Below are 19837 nucleotides of genomic sequence, written 5' to 3'. Positions count from 1 at the left end.
GAAATGCAATCAGTTGAGCAGAGCCTTCCCCTGCGCTAAGAGGAACGCCGCTCATAGTCGAGGGAAGCACGCTCATGTCGAAATCCAAGTTCACCCGTGAAGAGGCGCTGGCCTTCCATCTCGAGCCGACGCCCGGCAAGTGGGAAGTGCAGGCCACAGTGCCGATGACCACGCAGCGCGACCTGAGCCTTGCCTATTCGCCCGGCGTCGCCGTGCCCTGCGAGGAAATCGCCGAAAACCCCGAGCTGGCCTATGATTACACCAACAAGGGCAACCTCGTTGCGGTGATCTCGAACGGTACCGCGGTGCTGGGTCTCGGCAATCTTGGCGCGCTCGGCGGCAAGCCGGTGATGGAAGGCAAATCGGTGCTCTTCAAGCGCTTTGCCGATGTGAACTCGGTCGACATCGAACTGGACACCGAGGACCCCGAGGAATTCATCAAGGCCTGCAAACTGATGGGGCCGACCTTCGGCGGTATCAACCTCGAGGACATCAAGGCGCCCGAATGCTTCATTATCGAGCAGCGCCTGAAGGAAGAGATGGACATCCCGGTCTTCCACGACGACCAGCACGGCACGGCGGTGATCTGCGCCGCGGGCCTGATCAACGCGCTGCATCTCTCGGGCAAGAAGATCGAAGAGGTGAAGATCGTGCTCAACGGCGCGGGCGCGGCGGGCATCGCCTGTCTCGAGCTGCTGAAGTCCATGGGCGCGCAGCATGACAATTGCATCATGTGCGACACCAAGGGCGTGATCTATCAGGGCCGCACCGAGGGCATGAACCAGTGGAAGTCGGCCCATGCGGCCAACACCTCGCTGCGCACGCTCGAAGAGGCGATGGTTGGCGCCGATGTCTTCCTTGGTGTGTCTGCCAAGGGCGCGGTGACGCAGGACATGGTGAAAAGCATGGCCGACAACCCGGTGATTTTCGCCATGGCCAACCCCGATCCCGAGATCACCCCCGAAGAGGCGCACGAGGTGCGCGTCGATGCCATCGTCGCCACCGGCCGCTCGGACTACCCGAACCAGGTGAACAACGTTCTGGGCTTTCCCTATCTCTTCCGCGGCGCGCTCGACATTCACGCGCGCTCGATCAACGACGAGATGAAGATCGCCTGCGCCGAGGCGCTGGCCGAACTGGCGCGCGAGGATGTGCCGGACGAGGTGGCGCTGGCCTATGGCAAATCGCTGACCTTCGGGCGTGATTACATCATCCCCACGCCGTTTGATCCGCGCCTCATCCACCGCATTCCGCCCGCCGTCGCCAAAGCGGGCATGGACACCGGCGCGGCGCGCCGTCCGATCATCGACATGGATGCCTATCAGGCGGGCCTCATGGGCCGTATGGATCCCACCGCCTCGGTGTTGCGCAGCATCAACAGCCGGGCACGGGCCGCGCAGGCGCGGATGATCTTTGCCGAGGGCGACGACCCGCGCGTGTTGCGCGCCGCGGTCATGTATCAGCGCAACGGCTTCGGCAAGGCGATCGTCGTGGGCCGCGAGGCGGATGTGAAAGAGAAGCTCGAGGCCAGCGGCCTTGCCGATGCGGTGCGCGAGATCAAGGTGGTCAACGCCGCCAACACCGAGCACCTCGAGACCTACAAGGAGTTTCTCTACCAGCGCCTGCAGCGCAAGGGCTACGACCGGCAGGATGTGCACCGTCTGGCGGCGCGCGATCGCCATGTGTTCGCCTCGCTGCTGCTGGCGCATGGCCATGGCGACGGTCTGATCACCGGCGCGACGCGCAAGTCGGCGCATGTGATGGAAGCGATCAATCAGGTGTTCGACGCCGATGCCGAAAGCGGCGTGGCGGGCGTCACCGCGCTGCTGCACAAGGGCCGCATCGTGCTGATCAGCGACACGCTGGTGCATGAATGGCCCGAAGCCGAAGATCTGGCGAATATCGCAGAGCGCGCCGCGGGTGTCGCGCGGCACCTCGGGCTCGAGCCGCGGGTGGCCTTCGTGTCCTTCTCGACCTTTGGCTATCCGGTGTCGGAACGCGCCTCGAAGATGCATCGCGCGCCGATGGTTCTCGACCAGCGCGGCGTCGACTTCGAATACGAAGGCGAGATGACCGTGGATGTGGCGCTCAACACCCGCGCGCAAGAGAACTACCCGTTCCAGCGCCTGAGCGGCCCGGCGAACATCCTCGTGGTGCCGGCGCGGCACTCGGCCTCGATCTCGGTCAAACTGATGCAGGAGATGGCGGGGGCGACGGTGATCGGCCCGATCCTCGCAGGCATCGACAGTTCGATCCAGATTTGCTCGACGACGATGACCGCCAATGACATCCTCAACATGGCGGTTCTGGCGGCCTGCAAGGTCGGCTGATCCACATTGATGACTCCTGCCGGATGCCTCCGGCGGGAGTATTTCTGAGAAAGATGAAAGGGCAGGGCGCAGCATGGCGATCTTCAACCTCGGGTCGATCAATGCCGACATGACCTATCGGCTGCCGCATCTGCTGGCGCCGGGCGAGACGCTGGCGACCAGCCGGCTGACGCGCGGGCTGGGCGGCAAGGGCGCCAATATGTCGGTGGCTGCGGCGCGGGCCGGGGCGCGGGTGGTGCATCTTGGGGCGGTCGGCCCCGATGGGCGCTGGGCGATCGAGCGGCTGACCGAATATGGCGTCGACACGCGGCAGATCGCGGTGATCGAGGAGGCCACCGGCCATGCCATCATCATGCTCGATGCCGAGGCGGAGAATTCGATCCTGATCCACCCCGGTGCCAACCGCGCGCTGTCGGTGGAGCGGGTCGAGGCCGGTCTCGAAGAGGCCGGACCCGAGGACATCTTCGTGTTCCAGAACGAGACCAACCTGCAGCGCGAGGCCGCCGAGATTGCCTCGCGGCGGGGACTTCGTGTGGCCTATGCGGCGGCACCCTTCGATGCCGAGGCGGTGACCGCCGTGCTGCCGCTGCTCGATCTGCTGGTGCTCAACGAGGTCGAGGCGGCGCAGCTCGAAGAGGCGACGGGGCAGGGCATCGAGAGTATTCCGGTGCGCGACGTGGTGGTGACGCTGGGCGCCAAGGGCTGCCGCTGGATCAACACCGACAGCGGCGAGAGCCGCAATTTCGCCGCGCTGCCGGTCACCCCGGTGGACACCACCGGCGCGGGAGACACCTTCACCGGCTACCTGCTGGCCGGGCTCGACCGGGCGCTGCCGATGGCGACGGCGATCGAGCTGGCGCAGCGCGCCGCCGCGCTGATGGTCATGCGCGAGGGCACCGCCGACGTCATCCCCGACCTCAAGGACGTCACCGAGCACCGCTTCTAAGCGATTTCGGCTTCGTCTAGACGCAAATATCCCGGGGAGTCCGCGTCAGCGGACGGGGCAGAGCCCCTCAGCCCCCGGCAAAGGGCGCGGCGCTGCCCCAAAGCTGCCGCACCCGGGCATCCCGCCCGCAGGCCTCGCGATAGCGCTTATAGGCAGAGGCCTGCCGGAGCGGGCCGAAGCGGGTCAGCACGAGACTGTCGCCCTTGTAGTAATCCTGATGATAGCCCTCGGCTGGCCAGAAGCGCCCCGCGGGCAGGATCGGGGTGACGATCTTTTTCCCCAAGGCGGCCTGCGCCTGAGCTTTCGCGGTTTCCGCTGCGGCGCGCTGCGCCCCGCCAGTGACGAAGATTGCAGTGCGATAGCTCTCACCCCTGTCGCAGAATTGCCCGCCCGCGTCGGTCGGGTCGATCGAGCGGAAGAACAGCGCGTAAAGCTCCTCTGCCGAGACGCGGGCGTCATCGAAGATGATGCGCACCGCCTCATAATGCCCGGTGCCGCCCGCGCTGACCTGTTTGTAGCTGGGGTTGGCGGTCCTCCCGCCGGTATATCCCGAGACCGCCTCGCGCACGCCTTTCACCTTCTCGAAATCGGCTTCGACGCACCAGAAACAGCCGCCGGCGACCACGATCTCTCCGGCCCGAACTGCCGCGGGCAGGGCAAATGCGGGCGCCGCCAGCGCAAGGCCCAGCAGGCATTTCATCAGCAGCCGTTTCATGATCTCTCCTCCGCTTTGCCTCAGGCTGCGGGCGCGGGCCGGTTCGATCAATCAAAATCCGCGCGGCTCACCGCTTGGTGACAGCCACTGTTCCGCGGCACGGCCTGATCTCGCGGCTTTATCACGGGGGGTCATCATGGGGCTTTCCCTTCGCCAGCGGCGGCCCTAGCGTGCCTGCATGGACAAGATCACCACGCATCAGGCGGAGGAGGACCTCCGCAACGAGACGATCCAGATCTGGGTCAATGGCACGCTGAAACCCAAAGCCGAGGCGCTGGTCTCGGTCTATGATTCGGGGTTCATGCTGGGCGATGGCATATGGGAGGGGCTGCGGCTCTATGACGGGCGCTGGTGCTTTCTGGACGAGCATCTCGACCGGCTGTTCGAGGCGGCGCTGGCCATCGACCTCGACATCGGCATGAACCGCGACGCGCTGATCGCCGCGCTTCATGAGACGCAGGCGGCCAACGGTATGAGCACCGACGCGCATTGCCGCCTGATGATCACCCGCGGCCTCAAGACCCGCCCGTTCCAGCATCCGGCGCTGTCGCGGCAGGGGCCGACCGTGGTGATCCTGATGGAGCATTCAAAGCCCTCGATCCCGCGCCCGATCCGTCTTGCCACCGTGCCGCACCAGCGCGGTCTGCCGATGACGCAGGATCCCAAGCTCAACTCGCATTCCAAGCTCAACTGCATCCTCGCCTGTGTCGCCGCCGAGAAGGCTGGCGCGGATGAGGCGCTGATGCTCGACGTGCATGGCTTCGTGAACACCACCAACGCCTGCAACTTCTTCATCGTCCGCAAGGGCGAGGTTTGGACCTCCACCGGCGATTATTGCATGAACGGCATCACCCGGCAGAAGGTGATCGACCTCTGCCGCGCCAATGGCATTCCCGTCCACGAGCGCAACTACTCGCTGGTCGATACATATGGTGCCGACGAGGCCTTCCTAACCGGCACCTTCGGCGCGCAGACCCCGGTGTCCGAGATCGACGGGCGGCGGATCGGCAGCGGCGAGATGGGCCCGGTGACACAGCGCATCCGCGATCTTTATATGGAACTTGTGAAACCGTGAGGCTTTGCCAATGAGACTGGCCATGTGGTCCGGGCCGCGCAATCTGTCGACGGCGCTGATGTATTCCTTCGGCAATCGCGCCGATTTTCACGTGGTGGACGAGCCCTTTTACGGCCCCTACCTGCGGCTCACGGGCCTCGATCATCCGATGGGCGAGGCGATCAAGCAAAGCCGCCCCGAGAGCGCCGAAGAGGTGGCACAGAGCCTGCTCGGGCCGATCCCCGGCGGCAAGCCGCATGTGTACCACAAGCACATGGTACAGCACATGATCGACGGCATTCCGCGTGGCTTCATGGCGAACTGCGTCAACGTCTTCCTGATCCGCCACCCGGCGCGCGTGGTGGCCAGTTTCACCAAGGGCTGGGAGGCGGCCACCGCCGAGGACATGGGGTTTCGCCAGCAGGCCGAGCTTTATGACGAGATGCGCGCCGCCGGGCAAAGCCCTGTGGTGATCGACAGCGCCGACATCCGGCGCGATCCCGAGGTCATGCTGCGCCGCCTGTGCGCCGCCATCGGCCTCAGCTTCGATCCGGCGATGCTGTCGTGGCCCGCCGGCGGCCATGCGCAGGACGGCGTCTGGGCACCGCATTGGTATGGCTCGGTGCATCGCTCGACCGGTTTTGCTGGTGCCGAAGGGCCGCTGCCCGAGCTCTCCGGAGAGGCGGCGCAGGTCGCCGATGAGGCGCTGCCGCTCTACGAACGGCTCCGCGCCGAGGCGCTCTGAGCGTAGCGCGGCGGGGGTGTTCCGTAGCGCCCCCGCCAAGCCTTGCGGGGGCTGGCAAACACGCGCCCGAAAAAGATTCACAAAAAATGTAGAAAAAACTTCGAGCCGCTGAAACTCACCGTGTGAGCCCTGCGTGTATAGGAAAGCGCCGTGCGAAATAGCCCGCTTTGCTCCTGTGGGTTGCTGGACGGCGTAAGGGTAACGGTACGAGTTGAGCCGCCCGAGGTCTGCCGCGTCTTAGGTTTTATTAAGATGTGTGGTGCAAGTTGACGCAGTGGGCCACGGAACAAGACGGTAAATAAAAACGGTTTGAAATTCGGGATCGGACGCGGGCTTTGGTCGCACAATCGCGGCTTGTCCGGCGTCCCCTTGCAAGGGCGTGCTTGCGTATCCCCACCTTTGCACGTCCTTGGCCGCTTCCGGTGTCGTGACCGGAAGCGGCCATTTTTATTTGTCCTTCAGGACTTTTTATTTGTTCTTCAGAATGATGTGTCTGCCGCTTCAGCCTGCCAGTGCGGCGCTTGTCACCGGGCAGCGGCTGCCCTCATAGAGCGTGTCGAGCACCTCGGCGAAGACGCCGGGCGCGGATGGCAGCGCCTCAAACAGCGTCATGCAGGAGCGCACCTTCAAAGCATCGACCGGCCCGAGGATCGCTTCGGGTGTCTTGCCTTCATGAAGCAGAAGCAGCCCCGCGCATTCCTCGAGCCGCGCCCCGAGCAGCGGATGCGCGAGATAGGCCTGTGCCTCGGCGGCGTCGCGCAGACCGAAATGGCGCGCGCGGGGAGAGCGGCCGAGCTCGGCCAATTGCGGAAACACCCACCAGATCCAATGGGTGACCTTCTGCCCCTGCCGCAGCTCGCGCGTCACCTGCGGCCAGACCTGCGCCTGTGCGTCGATGAATTCCTGAAGTTCTGCCATGTCGTGCCCTCCGCCTGCGCGGGCGAGCCTACCGCAGTGTGCGGCGGAGCGGGAGGCGGGGGCGTACCTATGGAAGAAAGGGGCTCCGCCCCCGCCGCGCTGCGCGCGTCTCCCCCGGGATATTTCGACCAAGAGGAAGCAGCGGAGCTTGTGATCTTCCTCTTGGAAAAAATATCCCCGCCGGAGGCATGTCCGGCGGGGATCATTCGGGTCAGCGCTGGGAAAGGGCTCAGCCTTTCAGGCGGCGGTTCCGCGCGGCCAGCAGCTTCAGGCGCAGGGCGTTGAGCTGGATGAAGCCCGCCGCGTCCTGCTGGTCGTAGGCACCGGCGTCATCCTCAAAAGTCACATGCGCCTCGGAGTACAGCGAGTGATCCGACCAGCGCGCCACGGTGCGCGCCGAGCCCTTGTAGAGCTTCAGGCGGACGGTGCCGCTGACGTGCTCTTGGCTCTTGTCGATCAGCGCCTGCAGCATCTCGCGCTCGGGCGAGAACCAGAAGCCGTTGTAGATCAGCTCGGCGTAGCGCGGCATGATCGAATCCTTGAGGTGACCGGCGCCGGAATCCAGCGTGATCTGCTCGATGCCGCGGTGCGCTTCGAGCAGCACGGTGCCGCCCGGGGTCTCGTAGATGCCGCGCGACTTCATGCCGACGAAACGGTTTTCCACGAGGTCCAGAACGCCGATGCCGTGCTTGCCGCCCAGCTCGTTGAGCTTGGTGAGGATCGTCGCGGGCGACATCGCCTCGCCGTTGATCGCCACGGCGTCACCCTTTTCGAAGGTCACTTCGATATACTCGGGCTCGTTCGGCGCCTGCTCGACCGGCACGGTGCGCTGCAGCACGTAGTCGGGGGCCTGCTCGGCGGGGTTCTCCAGCACCTTGCCCTCGGAGGAGGTGTGCAGAAGGTTCGCATCGACCGAGAAGGGCGCTTCGCCGCGCTTGTCCTTGGCGATCGGGATCTGGTTCTTCTCGGCGAAGTCGATGAGCTTCGTGCGCGAGGTGAGATCCCACAGGCGCCACGGCGCGATCACCTTGATGTCGGGGTTCAGCGCGTAGCAGGCCAGCTCGAAGCGGACCTGATCGTTGCCCTTGCCGGTGGCGCCATGGGCGACGGCATCGGCACCGGTCGCGGCGGCGATCTCGACAAGGCGCTTGGAGATCAGCGGGCGGGCGATCGAGGTGCCCAGCAGGTAGAGCCCCTCGTAAAGCGCGTTGGCGCGGAACATCGGGAAGACGAAATCACGCACGAACTCTTCGCGCAGGTCTTCGATGTAAATTTCACTCACGCCCAGCATCTCTGCCTTGGCGCGGGCGGGTTCCAGCTCTTCCCCCTGACCGAGATCGGCGGTGAAGGTGACAACCTCGCAGCCGTATTCGGCTTGCAGCCATTTCAGGATGATCGAGGTGTCGAGGCCCCCGGAATAGGCCAGGACGACTTTCTTGGGCGCGGACATGGACATTCCCTCACGTATGAACTGGCTTCGCGCATTACTGCCTTTTATCATCGGGGGCAAGGATCGCCCGTTGACCTGCGGGGTCCATATGCTAGCGATCGCCGGGTGAATTTCGAAAAGGTGGGGTTTTTGATGAAGGGCTGGCGGATTTTCCTGCATTCCCTGCGCATGGTGATCGACAATCTGGGCACCGCGCTGCGCGTCTCGCTGGTGCTCTATCTGGTGCAGGTGGCCAGTCAGATCGCCACCTATCTGCATCCCATGCAGGCAGATGCTTCCGGCGGGCCGGTGAATGTGATCGGCGTTCCGGCGCTGGTGCTGGTGGTGCTGGCGGTGCTGGCGAGCCTCTGGATCGCCGTGGCATGGCACCGCTTCGTGCTGACCGGAGAGACGCCGCGCGGCTGGCTGCCGCGTTGGCATGGCGGCGAGATTCTCGGCTACTTCGGGCGGTCGATCATGATCGGGCTGGTGATCTTTCTCGGGCTCATGGTCGCGGCGATCCCGGTGGCGCTGATCAGCGCGGGACTGCCGGGGCTGGCGCCGATCCTCGTCTTCGGTCTGGTGGGCTTGGGCGGCTATCTGTTCTTCCGCCTCGGGCTGATCCTGCCTGCCGCTGCGGTGGGCGAGCGGCTGAGCCTCAAGGATGCGTGGAAGGCCACCAAGGACGACGATGGCGCGGTGATCACGCTGGCGCTTGTGGTGATCGGCGGCTCGCTGCTGGTCGAGCTGCCGGCGCTGATCGACGATACGGCGGGCTCGATCATCAATCTGGTCTACGGGCTGGTGATCAACTGGTTCGCCACGATGATCGGCATCTCGATCCTCACCTCGCTTTACGGCCATTTCATCGAGGGGCGGCCGATCGACTGACCGAAACTGCAGCGTCTGAGGAGGCTTGCGCAAACGCCTTCGATGCGCCAAGTCGGTGGGCATGGATGAGTTTCTCGATCACGCCCGCGCCGCCACAGAAGAAATGCGCTCGGTCTTTCCCGAGACGCCGCTTCTGCGCAACGATCACCTGTCGCAGCTTCACGGCGCCGACATCTGGCTGAAGCGCGAGGATCTGAGCCCGGTGCGCAGCTACAAGCTGCGCGGCGCGTTCAACGCCATGCGCAAGCGCCCCGATGTCGAGACCTTTGTGGCCGCAAGCGCGGGCAACCACGCGCAGGGCGTCGCCTATATGTGCCGCCAGTTCGACAAGCGCGGCGTGATCTTCATGCCGGTGACCACGCCGCAGCAAAAGATCCAGAAGACCCGGATGTTCGGTGGCGAGAATGTCGAGATCCGCCTCATCGGGGACTATTTCGACGAATGCCTGAAGGCGGCGCAGGGCTATTGTGCCGAGATCGGCGGGCATTTCCTGTCGCCCTTCGACGATCAGGACGTGATCGAGGGGCAGGCCACCGTGGCGGTTGAGATCGAACGGCAGTTGGGCCGCGTGCCCGATCATCTGGTGATCCCGGTCGGCGGTGGCGGGCTTGGCTCCGGCCTGCTGAGCTATTTCGGCACCGACACGCACTATACCTTTGTCGAGCCGCAGGGCGGGGCCTGCCTGCGCGCAGCGCTCGAGGCGGGCAAGCCGGTGCCTCTGGCGGCGGTCGACAATTTCGCCGACGGCGCGGCGGTGGCGCAGATCGGCAGCAAGACCTTCGAGGTGCTGAAGGGGGTCGGCGTTGCCAACACGCTGACCATCAACGAAGACCGGCTCTGCACCTCCATGCTCGAGATGCTGAACGTCGAGGGTGTGGTGCTCGAGCCTGCGGGGGCGCTTTCGGTCGATGCGCTGAAGGATCTGGGGCAGGCGATCCGCGGCAAGACCGTGGTCTGCATCACCTCGGGCGGCAATTTCGACTTCGAGCGTCTGCCGGAGGTCAAGGAACGGGCGCTGCGCTACTCGGGTGTGAAGAAATACTTCATCCTGCGCCTGCCGCAGCGTCCCGGCGCGCTGAAGGATTTCCTGAACTTCCTTGGTCCCGAGGATGATATCGCCCGGTTCGAATACCTGAAGAAATCGGCGCGCAACTTCGGTTCGGTGCTGATCGGGATCGAGACCGCCGATCCGAAGAATTTCGACGCGCTTTTCGGCAAGCTGGACGCGCATGGCTATGCCTATCGCGACATCACCGACGATGAGGTTCTGGCGCAATTTGTCATCTGACTCGTCGTCACATGATGTGGGCGCGCTGGGCGTCTTGGGCTGGCCGTTCGTTTCACGCGACCAGCCGCACGGCAAGCTGATCCAGAAATTCCGCCCGTGAGCGGGCAAAGCAGTCGCGCAGCGCCGATAGGTCGACAGTATCGCCTTTGCCGGTGGTGGCGGCCTGCTCGCCGCTTTCGCACAGGGCCGACATCCGCGCGAACCCAAGGTTCAGGCTGCTGCCTTTGAGAAAATGCAGCCTGTCCGCAAGGTCGGGCACTTCCGAGGCTTGGGCAGGCAGAGCATCCAGAACGCGCTGCACCTCGCGCAGGAAAAGCGCGACGATCTCATCAAAATCATCGCCCCCCACCTCTCTGCGCAACTCGGCAGCGCGGGTCCAGTCGATCAAGGTGGGCGCAGCCGCCTGTCGCGCGGCGCCCTCGGGTCTGTCGGTCATCCATGCACCTCCGTCCGCAAAGGCTCGCAGCAAAAACTGAACGAAGTGTTTCGATCTCGGCGGGTCAGGTGAAACAGGGCGTTAACACCGGGGCTTTAGGGTTTGCCGCGCAGGCGGGTCTACAAAGGAAATACGGTGTCTCCCTATCTGGCGGAAAACCTCGAGGATCGAAGTGGTGAGGCTCCGATCCGTCGGGTTCTTGTGGTGGATGACAGTCCGCTGCAGCTGAAGATCCTGTCCTCTATGCTCGAACGCTGGGGGCTTGAGGTCTGGCAGGCGCAGGATGGGGCCGAGGCGCTGCGCATCTGCGCCGAAAGCCGCCCCGATGCGGTGCTGTCGGATTGGATGATGCCGGGGATGGACGGGCTGGACCTCTGTCGCCACTTCCGAACGCAATGCGGCGATCGCTACGGCTATTTCATCCTGCTCACCTCAAAAAGCGACAAGGCCGAGATCGCGCGCGGCTTGGACGCCGGGGCGGATGATTTCCTGACCAAGCCGGTGAATGCCGCGGAATTGCGCGCCCGGATCAACGCTGGCGCGCGGATCCTGAAGATGCAGCGGCAGCTGTCGGCGACCTTGGGCCATCTGCAGGCCGCCTATGACGCGGTGGATCGCGATCTGCAGCAGGCAAGGTTGATCCAAGAGGCGCTGGTGCCCCGGCGTGCAAGGCGCATCGGGGCCTCGCAAGTCAGCCTGCTGCTGAAACCCTGCGGGCATGTGGGCGGCGATCTGGTCGGCAGTTTCTCTCATTGCGAGCGCAGCGTCGGGCTCTACAGCATCGACGTGTCGGGTCATGGCATTACTTCGGCGCTGATGACCGCGCGGATTGCCGGACTGCTGGGCGGCGACTTTCCCGAGCAGAACATCGCGCTGGAACGCATCGTGCATGGCACGCTCTTTCGCGCCCCGGAGGAGGTGGCGCGGCGCATGAATGAGCGTCTGGCGGCAGATCCCGGGATCGCCGAGTATCTCACCATGGCCTATGCGGTGGCCGATCTCGACAAGGGCAGGGTCGATCTGGTGCAGGCGGGGCATCCGCCTCCGCTGCTGCTGCGCGCCGATGGCAGCGCCGAGTTCGTCGGTCATGGCGGTCTGCCGGTGGGGTTGATCCCCGGCGCGAGCTACGAGCGGTTGCAGCTGCAACTATCGCCCGGCGATCGCCTGCTGCTCTATTCCGACGGGTTCACCGAGGCGCTGCTGCCGGGTGGCGGGATGCTCGATCAGGAGGGGCTGCTTGCGTTGGTGCGCTCGGGGGGCGGTCGCGGCACCGAGTTTCTCGACGATCTCTTCTGGCGGCTGACCCAGCGCATTGTCGCGGGCGCGCGGCTCGACGACGATGTCTCGGCCGCGCTGCTGGAGTTCGAAATGCCCTGAAACAGGCTCTGACACAGGCTCTGATACAGGCACTAGTCCGGGCCGAACCCTTGGATTTCAGACCAGAACGCGGCGCAGGAAATCGCGGTCGCCGGGATTGCCGAGGATCTCGGCGGCAAGCTCTGGGTTCATCCAGACCGCCTCATGCCCCGGCTCGCTGGGCGGGCCGAGCGGGCGGACGGGATGCGCTGCATAGATGATGCACAGCTTCTCGGCCCAGAGATCGTATTCGGGCATGAAGGTGAAACGGCGGAACGCCCCGAGGCGGCGCGGACGGGCGATGCGCCAGCCGGTTTCCTCGAAAACCTCGCGGTGCAGCGCGGCGATGGGCGACTCACCGGCGTCGATGCCGCCGCCCGGAAGCTGGTACTCGGGCCATGGCTCTGCCTGATGGGTGACCAGAACCGCCCCGTTGCGCGGCAGGATCGCATAAGCGCCGGGGCGCAGCGTGTAATGCCGACCGGATTCGGGCGGCTCGCCGTATCGTGCAGTCATCGGTCCCCCTTGGTTCCCGTGTTTTTGCTGCTTATATGGGGCCGATATGCCAAGATCCGGCAGATAAGGAAACCCCATGACCATCGGCAGCAAACTTGCCTGGGACGATACCGTCCTGCCATTCCAATTGGATCACGCCGACATCCGGGGCCGCGTGGCGCGGCTTGACGGGGTGCTGAGCGGAATCCTGAGCCAACATGACTATCCCGAGGCCGTCGAAGGGCTCATCGCCGAGATGACTCTGCTGACCGCGCTGATCGGCCAGACGATGAAGCTGCGCTGGAAGCTGTCGCTGCAGGTGCAGACCCGCGGCGCGGTGCGGATGATCGCCACGGATTACTACGCTCCCGAGAAAGAGGGCGAACCGGCCCGGCTGCGCGCCTACGCCAGCTTCGACCGCGAGCAGGTCACCAGTGCCCCCGCCTTCGAGCAGCTCGAGGACGGCTATTTCGCCGTGCTCATCGATCAGGGCAAGGGCACCACGCCGTATCAGGGCATCACCCCGCTGGCGGGCGGTGCTCTGGCGCGCTGTGCCGAGAGCTATTTCGCCCAGTCCGAGCAGATCCCGACCCGCTTTGAGCTGAACTTCGGCAATGTGCCGCAGGCCGATGGCACGTCGAACTGGCGTGCTGGCGGCGTGATGCTGCAGCACATGCCCAAGGCCTCGCCCTTCGCCAAGCCGCTCGTCGATGGTGAGGGTGGCAGCGGTGACAAAGGCGTGCTGCGCCCCGAGGACCTGCTTGGTGACGATGACGACGGTGAAAACTGGCGCCGCGTGAACTTCCACCTCGACACGGTGGACGAGCTGGAACTGATCGGCCCCGACCTGCCGCCGACCGACCTGCTGGTGCGTCTCTATCACGAGGAAGGCCCGCGGGTGTTCGACGCACAGACCGTGCGCTTCGGCTGCACCTGCTCGGAAGATCGCGTGCGCCAGTCGCTGTCGATCTACTCGGCGCGGGACATCGAGAAGATGACCACCGACGACGGGATCGTCACCGCCGATTGCCAGTTCTGCGGCGCGCATTACGAGCTTGACCCGGAAACGGTCGGCTTCGAGGCCAAGAAGTGAGCCGCGTCCGGGATCAGATCGATCTGCTGAAACGGGCGCTGGAGGAAACCTCCGGCGTGTCCTCCGATTTCGATCTGAACCCGGGCACGGTTTTGCCGGAGGGGCGCAAGCTGCGTCCCGCCGGTGTCCTCGCGGGATTTGTCGCCTGCGAGCAGGGGCTGGAACTGGTGCTGACCAAGCGCAGCTCGCGGCTCAAGCACCACCCCGGCCAGATTGCCTTTCCTGGTGGCAAGGTCGATCCCGGTGACGAAGACGCCGTGGCCGCCGCCCTGCGCGAGGCGCGCGAGGAGGTCGGGCTGGCCGAAGGGCGGGTGGATGTGCTGGGTAGCCTGCCCGCGCATGAAACCGTGACCGGCTTTGAGGTGACGCCTGTTTTGGGTCTCATCATGCGCGATTTCGACCCTGTGCCGGAGCCCGGCGAGGTTGCCGAAGTGTTCCGCGTGCCGTTCGAGCATATCGCCAAGCTGGACAATTACGCCATTCAGGGGCGGCGCTGGCGCGGCACCACCCGGCATTATTGGACGGTGCCTTACGGTCCCTATTACATCTGGGGCGCCACGGCGCGGATGCTGCGCGGGCTGGCGGAGCGCATGGCATGACGCCCGCCGACACCACAGTGTCCGGCGAATGGCTGACCTGCGCCTCGACGCAGGCGGTGCTGCGGATGCTCGAGGCGGGCGGCCATCAGGCCTATGTGGTGGGCGGCTGCGTGCGCAACGCGCTGATGGGCGTGCCTGTGAGCGATGTGGACATCGCCAGCGACGCGCGGCCCGAACGCGTGGTGGAGTTGGCCGAGGGTGCAGGGCTGAAGCCGGTGCCCACGGGCATCGAGCATGGCACGGTCACCGTCGTGGCAGATGGCATCGGCCATGAGATCACCACCTTCCGCGCCGATACGGAAACCGACGGCCGCCGCGCCGTGGTGCGGTTTTCGGACGATATCGCGGAAGACGCGGCGCGGCGCGACTTCACCATGAATGCGCTCTACGCCGATGCGCGGGGGCGGCTGATCGACCCTCTGCAAGGGCTTTCCGACCTGCGCGCCCGGCGTGTGAGGTTTATCGGCGAGGCCTCGGACCGCATCCGCGAAGACTATCTGCGCACGCTGCGCTACTTCCGCTTTTCCGCTTGGTATGGCGATCCTGAACAGGGGTTCGACCCCGAGGCGCTGGCCGGGATCGCGGGCAATCTCGATGGTCTCGATACGCTCTCGCGCGAGCGCGTTGGTCAGGAAATGCTGCGCCTTCTGTCCGCGCCCGATCCGGTGGCGGCAGTGTCGGTGATGGCGCAGGTGGGCGTTCTGGCCCATGTCCTGCCGGGCGCGAGCGCGAAGGCTCTCGGCCCGCTGGTGGCCGAGGAACAAAGGCTGCTCGTCGCGCCTGACGCGCTGCGGCGGCTGGCCTGTCTTGGTGCCGCAGAGCCTGATCTGCGCCTGTCCAAAGCGCAGCAAAAGCAGCTTCACACTCTACAAAGCCTGATCGGCGAGATGCAGGGCCCGGCAGAGCTTGCCTACAGACATGGGGCAGAGACCGGGCAGGATGTGCTGCTGTTGCGCGCGGCAAGTTTCGAGATGCCCGTGTCAGAGCCGGATCTCAGCGCGCTGGGCGTCGGCGCGGCGGCGACATTTCCGCTCACCGCACGCGATCTGATGCCCGCGCTCAAGGGCCCGGAACTGGGTGAGGCGCTGCGTGCCGCCGAGAAACGCTGGATCGCGTCGGGTTTCACGCTTACCAAGGCGGAACTTCTGTCTGACGAGTAAGCGCACTGCATGACCCTCGACCCGCTTTATGCCTTTGTCTTCTTCGGGCTGTTCTCGCCCGGGCCGAATGTCATCCTGCTGACCGCTTCGGGCGCGCGCTTTGGCGTGAAACGCACCTTGCCGCATCTCTTTGGCGTGGTTCTGGGGGTCGGCATCACCGCCGGTCTCACCGGGCTCGGCATCGCCGCGCTGCTGCAACAGATGCCGCGGCTGGAGTTCGCCCTGCGCATCGCGGCCAGCGCATGGATGCTCTACATGGCGTGGGGCCTCTGGACCGCCGAGCGCCGCAAGAAGGCCGAGGCGGCGCGGCCGATGACGCTGATCGAAGGCGCGCTCTTTCAGTGGGTGAACCCCAAGGTCTGGGCGGTGGCGCTGGCGGCGGCCTCGGCCTACCCATCGGCGCTGGGACCGGTGGGCGAGGCGTTGCGGCTGGGCTCGGCGTTTTCGGGTCTGAACCTCTTTTGCTGTCTCTTCTGGACCTCGGCGGGCGCGCTGCTGACCTATCTTCTGGCCACCCCGGCGGCTTGGCGCTGGTTCACAAGGGCGATGGCGCTCGCACTGGCAAGTTTTTCCGTCATGGTGTTCCTGTAAGGCCTGACCTAGACCTTTGGTCAAAGTACAGGACCTGACCCATGTTTCGCCGTTTCGAGAGCATGGTCGATCCCTATGTGGACCACCCGCAGACGGACCGGCCCCCGACCAAGCTGCTGCCCTTCATGCTGGAGTATGCGCGGCCCTTCCGCCGTGTCTTCGTCTGGACGGCGCTGCTCTCGGTCGTGGTGGCGGCGGTCGAGATCGGGCTGATCTGGGCCATGGGCTGGGTCGTCGATATCCTTGGCGGCGAGCCTGCCGAGGTCTGGGACGCCCATGGCGGGCAGCTGATCGCGCTGGCGCTGTTCATCATGTTCCTGCGCCCGCTCATTCAGGCGCTGGACGTGCTGCTGCTGAACAATGCGATCATGCCGAACTTTGGCACTCTGGTGCGCTGGCGCGCGCATAAGCAGGTGCTGCGCCAGTCGATCGGCTGGTTCGAGAATGATTTCGCCGGGCGCATCGCCAACCGCATCATGCAGACCCCGCCCGCAGCGGGCGAGGCGGTGTTTCAGGTCTTCGACGCCATCACCTTCTCGGTCTCTTATGTCATCGGCGCGGTGATCCTGCTGGGCGATGCCGATTGGCGGCTGGTGATCCCGATGCTGATCTGGCTGGGGCTCTATGGCGTGCTGATGCGCTGGACGATCACCCGCGTCGGCCCCGCGTCCAAGGCCGCCTCGGATGCGCGCAGCTTCGTCACCGGGCGCGTGGTCGATGCCTATACCAACATCCACGCAGTGAAGATGTTCGCCCACGACCGGCAGGAGCTGGACTACGCCAGGGAGGCGATCGAGGAGGCGCGGCAGACGTTTCAGGCCGAGATGCGGCTCTATACCGTGATGGATCTTGGTCTGATGATCCTCAACGGGCTGCTGATCGTCGGTGTGGTCGGCTGGGCCGTGGCGCTGTGGATGCAGGGCGAGGCAAGCACCGGCGCGGTGGCGGCGGCAACGGCGCTGACCCTGCGGCTCAACGCGATGACCGGCTGGATCATGTGGGCGCTGACCACCTTCTTCCGCCAGCTTGGCGTGGTGGCCGAGGGGATGGAGACCATCGCCCAGCCGATCACGCTGGTGGATGACGCGGACGCCAAGCCGCTGCGGCTGGAGCAGGGCGAGATCGCCGTTAGGGATCTGTCGCATCACTATGGCCGCGGGCAGGGCGGGCTCGACCGCATCAGCCTGACCATCCATCCGGGCGAGAAGATCGGTCTGGTGGGCCGCTCGGGCACCGGTAAATCGACCCTCGTGAAGCTGCTTCTGCGGTTCTACGACCCTGAATCGGGGAAAATCGAGATCGACGGGCAGGATGTCACATGTGTGACGCAAGACAGCCTGCGGCGGCAGATCGGCATGGTGCAGCAGGACAGCGCGCTGATGCACCGCTCGGTGCGCGAGAACCTGCTTTATGGCCGCCCCGAGGCCAGCGAGGCCGAGATGATCGCGGCGGCGCGGCAGGCGCAGGCGCATGAGTTCATCCTCGCGCTTGAAGACGGGCAGGGGCGGCGCGGCTATGACGCCCATGTGGGCGAGCGCGGCGTGAAGCTTTCGGGCGGGCAGCGGCAGCGCATCGCGCTGGCGCGGGTGATCCTCAAGGACGCGCCGATCCTGATCCTCGACGAGGCGACCTCGGCGCTGGATTCAGAGGTCGAGGCCGCCATTCAGGACACGCTTTACGGCATGATGGAGGGCAAGACGGTGATCGCCATCGCGCACCGGCTCTCGACCATTGCCGCGATGGATCGCATTCTGGTGATGGACGGCGGGAAGATCGTCGAAGACGGTGCACATGACGCGCTTTTGGCCCAAGGTGGCCTATATGCTGGATTCTGGGCGCGCCAGTCGGGTGGATTTCTTGATCCCGACAAGCAAGGCCCCGCCTGATCCACCAAAGACCCAAGCAAAGGAGAGGGCCCGCATGAGCCTTTCCGACATCATAGACCCGTTTTCCCGCGCCCATACGCCGCCGCCGCAGACGCTGGGACGTTTTGTCATGTGGGCGCTGAAGGGCGCATGGCCGGTGCTGATCCCGGCGGCGCTGCTCTCGGCGCTTGGCGGGGCCTTCGAGGTGATCACCGCCAAGCTTTTGGGGGATGTGATCGACCGCGCGCTTGGCGGCTCGGCGCAGACGGTGTTTGCCGAGCACTGGCCGTTCCTGCTGTTCTGCGCGGTGTTCTTCATCGCGGTGCGGCCCGGCATTGCGGGACTGTCGGCCTATGTGCAGTCGGTGCTGATGCAGCCCAATGTGTTCAACCTGATCCTCAGCCGCGTGCACCGCTACACGCTGGGCCATTCGGTCACCTTCTTCGACAATGATTTCGCCGGGCGCATCTCGCAAAAAGAGATGCAGACCGCGCGGGCGCTGAACGATGTGATCTCCGAGGTGGTGCAGGCGGTGCTCTTTGCGCTGGCCTCGGTGATCGGCTCGATCTGGCTGGTGGGCTCGATCGACTGGCGCATCGCTATTGGTCTGGTGGTCTGGGTGATCGCCTATGGGTTCTTGCTGCGCTTCTTCATGCCGCGCATCCGGGTCCGGTCGAAGGCGCGGGCGGCGGCGCGGGCGATGGTCACCGGGCAGCTTGTCGACACGGTGACCAACATCAAGACGGTCAAACTCTTCGCCCATGACGATTTCGAGGATCAGGCCGCGCTTGATGCCATGTCGACCTATCGCGAGCGCTTCATCTCCTTCGGCACCGTCGCCTCGGCCTTTCGTTTCTGGCTAATGGCGCTGGCGGGCACGCTGCCGGTGGTGCTGATCGGCGGCGCGCTGCTGTTCTGGGCGCGTGGCTTCGTCACCGCAGGCGACATCGCGGCCACCGGTGCCGTGGCGATCCGGCTCAGCCAGATGACCGGCTGGGTCAGTTTCACGCTGATGGGCATCTACGCCAATATCGGCGAGATCGAGGACGGCATCCGCACCATCACCCCCGATCACACGCTGCTCGACGCACCGGATGCGCAGCCGCTGGCGGTACCGCAGGGGCGGATCGAGTTCCGCGACGCGGGCTTTGCCTATGGCCGCGAGGAGGGCGGCGTCGAACATATCGAGCTGAACATCGCGCCGGGCGAGAAGATCGGCATCGTCGGGGCCTCGGGGGCCGGGAAATCGACCCTCGTGGCGCTGCTTTTGCGGCTCTACGACACGGAAAAGGGCGGGATCTTCATCGACGGGCAGAACATCTCGCATGTCACGCAAGAGAGCCTGCGGCGGCAGATCGGCATGGTCACGCAAGAGACCGCCATGTTCAACCGCTCGGCGCTGGACAACATCCGCTATGGCCGTCCGGGCGCGACCATGGAGGAGGTGATCGCTGCCGCCGAGAAGGCCGAGGCGCATGGCTTTATCCAGAACCTGCGCGACCACATGGGCCGCACCGGCTATGATGCGCATCTGGGCGAGCGCGGCGTGAAACTCTCGGGCGGGCAGCGGCAGCGCATCGCGCTGGCCCGCGCGATCCTCAAGGACGCGCCGATCTTGGTGATGGATGAGGCCACCTCGGCGCTTGATTCCGAGGTCGAAGCCTCGATCCAGCGCGCGCTGGAGCGGGTGATGGAGGGCAAGACGGTGCTCGCCATCGCGCACCGCCTGTCGACCATTGCCAGCATGGACCGGATCGTGGTGCTGGATGAAGGCCGCATCGCCGAGCAGGGCACGCATGATGCGCTGCTGGCGCAGGACGGTCTCTATGCGCGCTACTGGAACCGGCAGAGCGGCGGGCTGATCGACCCGCAGGAAGCGGCGGAATAGCGTGCTTGCGCGGCGGCCCCGTTTGAGGGCATGACGCC

The 19837-nt window shown here is 65.2% G+C and carries 18 protein-coding genes; 13 read left to right on the top strand and 5 right to left on the bottom strand.

Annotated elements, in window-relative coordinates; translation table 11 throughout:
• The first annotated feature begins 74 nt into the window (after positions 1–74).
• Both AYJ57_RS07645 and AYJ57_RS07640 read left to right on the top strand, forming a co-directional pair.
• Entirely contained in the window at positions 75–2330 is a 2256-nt protein-coding gene (locus tag AYJ57_RS07645; RefSeq protein ID WP_066103426.1) for an NADP-dependent malic enzyme, read from the top strand.
• 73 nt (positions 2331–2403) lie between these two features.
• Positions 2404–3276 carry a ribokinase gene (locus AYJ57_RS07640; protein WP_066103423.1) on the top strand — a complete coding sequence of 291 codons (873 nt, stop codon included), beginning with the start codon at positions 2404–2406 and terminating at the stop codon, positions 3274–3276.
• 67 nt (positions 3277–3343) lie between these two features.
• On the opposite strand, the gene msrA is transcribed toward AYJ57_RS07640, so the two are convergent.
• Complete coding sequence (gene msrA, locus AYJ57_RS07635; protein ID WP_066103420.1) at positions 3344–3991, bottom strand: peptide-methionine (S)-S-oxide reductase MsrA; 648 nt, start codon at positions 3989–3991, stop codon at positions 3344–3346.
• Positions 3992–4169: 178 nt separating this feature from the next.
• Between msrA and AYJ57_RS07630 the strand changes: the two genes are divergently transcribed.
• Together AYJ57_RS07630 and AYJ57_RS07625 are read left to right on the top strand one after the other, a co-directional pair.
• Positions 4170–5066, top strand: a complete 897-nt coding sequence (locus tag AYJ57_RS07630) for a D-amino acid aminotransferase (protein ID WP_066103417.1) — start codon at positions 4170–4172, stop codon at positions 5064–5066.
• Positions 5067–5076: 10 nt separating this feature from the next.
• On the top strand, positions 5077–5790 hold the full coding sequence (locus AYJ57_RS07625) for a branched-chain amino acid aminotransferase (protein ID WP_066103414.1): 714 nt from the start codon (positions 5077–5079) through the stop codon (positions 5788–5790).
• Positions 5791–6291: 501 nt separating this feature from the next.
• On the opposite strand, the gene AYJ57_RS07620 is transcribed toward AYJ57_RS07625, so the two are convergent.
• Together AYJ57_RS07620 and AYJ57_RS07615 are read right to left on the bottom strand one after the other, a co-directional pair.
• Entirely contained in the window at positions 6292–6708 is a 417-nt protein-coding gene (locus tag AYJ57_RS07620; RefSeq protein ID WP_066103411.1) for a DUF1810 domain-containing protein, read from the bottom strand.
• Between the two features lie 229 nt (positions 6709–6937).
• Positions 6938–8158 (bottom strand): argininosuccinate synthase, encoded by a 1221-nt coding sequence (locus tag AYJ57_RS07615; protein ID WP_066103408.1) that lies wholly within the window; start codon positions 8156–8158, stop codon positions 6938–6940.
• A gap of 132 nt (positions 8159–8290) precedes the next feature.
• On the opposite strand from AYJ57_RS07615, the gene AYJ57_RS07610 reads away from it, so the two are divergent.
• Both AYJ57_RS07610 and ilvA read left to right on the top strand, forming a co-directional pair.
• Positions 8291–9028 (top strand): hypothetical protein, encoded by a 738-nt coding sequence (locus AYJ57_RS07610; protein ID WP_066103405.1) that lies wholly within the window; start codon positions 8291–8293, stop codon positions 9026–9028.
• Positions 9029–9089: 61 nt separating this feature from the next.
• Positions 9090–10316 carry a threonine ammonia-lyase IlvA gene (ilvA, locus tag AYJ57_RS07605; RefSeq protein WP_066106843.1) on the top strand — a complete coding sequence of 409 codons (1227 nt, stop codon included), beginning with the start codon at positions 9090–9092 and terminating at the stop codon, positions 10314–10316.
• Between the two features lie 52 nt (positions 10317–10368).
• Here ilvA and AYJ57_RS07600 read toward each other — a convergent pair whose 3' ends face one another.
• The gene (locus tag AYJ57_RS07600; RefSeq protein WP_237220131.1) at positions 10369–10752 is read right to left on the bottom strand and encodes an Hpt domain-containing protein; all 384 of its coding nucleotides are present in this window, start codon (positions 10750–10752) and stop codon (positions 10369–10371) included.
• 135 nt (positions 10753–10887) lie between these two features.
• Here AYJ57_RS07600 and AYJ57_RS07595 point away from each other — a divergent pair, with 135 nt between their 5' ends.
• Positions 10888–12129 (top strand): PP2C family protein-serine/threonine phosphatase, encoded by a 1242-nt coding sequence (locus AYJ57_RS07595; protein ID WP_066103402.1) that lies wholly within the window; start codon positions 10888–10890, stop codon positions 12127–12129.
• 57 nt (positions 12130–12186) lie between these two features.
• On the opposite strand, the gene AYJ57_RS07590 is transcribed toward AYJ57_RS07595, so the two are convergent.
• Entirely contained in the window at positions 12187–12624 is a 438-nt protein-coding gene (locus tag AYJ57_RS07590) for an NUDIX hydrolase (protein WP_066103398.1), read from the bottom strand.
• 76 nt (positions 12625–12700) lie between these two features.
• On the opposite strand from AYJ57_RS07590, the gene hslO reads away from it, so the two are divergent.
• From hslO to AYJ57_RS07560, 6 genes are read left to right on the top strand one after another with little or no spacing between them, the layout of a single operon-like run.
• Complete coding sequence (gene hslO / locus AYJ57_RS07585) at positions 12701–13696, top strand: Hsp33 family molecular chaperone HslO (protein ID WP_066103395.1); 996 nt, start codon at positions 12701–12703, stop codon at positions 13694–13696.
• A complete protein-coding gene (locus AYJ57_RS07580) occupies positions 13693–14295 on the top strand; it encodes a CoA pyrophosphatase (protein ID WP_066103392.1) in 603 nt (200 codons plus the stop codon). The genes hslO and AYJ57_RS07580 overlap by 4 nt, the downstream gene beginning before the upstream one ends.
• Entirely contained in the window at positions 14292–15455 is a 1164-nt protein-coding gene (locus AYJ57_RS07575) for a CCA tRNA nucleotidyltransferase (RefSeq protein WP_237220130.1), read from the top strand. The genes AYJ57_RS07580 and AYJ57_RS07575 overlap by 4 nt, the downstream gene beginning before the upstream one ends.
• A 9-nt stretch (positions 15456–15464) precedes the next feature.
• Positions 15465–16046 carry a LysE family translocator gene (locus AYJ57_RS07570; protein WP_066103389.1) on the top strand — a complete coding sequence of 194 codons (582 nt, stop codon included), beginning with the start codon at positions 15465–15467 and terminating at the stop codon, positions 16044–16046.
• Between the two features lie 41 nt (positions 16047–16087).
• Positions 16088–17932: an ABC transporter ATP-binding protein gene (locus tag AYJ57_RS07565; RefSeq protein WP_066103386.1), complete on the top strand. Its 1845-nt coding sequence runs from the start codon at positions 16088–16090 to the stop codon at positions 17930–17932.
• A gap of 34 nt (positions 17933–17966) precedes the next feature.
• Positions 17967–19799, top strand: a complete 1833-nt coding sequence (locus AYJ57_RS07560; protein ID WP_066103383.1) for an ABC transporter ATP-binding protein — start codon at positions 17967–17969, stop codon at positions 19797–19799.
• Positions 19800–19837 lie beyond the last annotated feature (38 nt).

Source organism: Salipiger sp. CCB-MM3, assembly GCF_001687105.1.
Classification (GTDB): domain Bacteria; phylum Pseudomonadota; class Alphaproteobacteria; order Rhodobacterales; family Rhodobacteraceae; genus Salipiger.
Note: the sequence above shows the minus strand (reverse complement) of the source record. Positions and strands in the feature narration are given on the sequence as shown.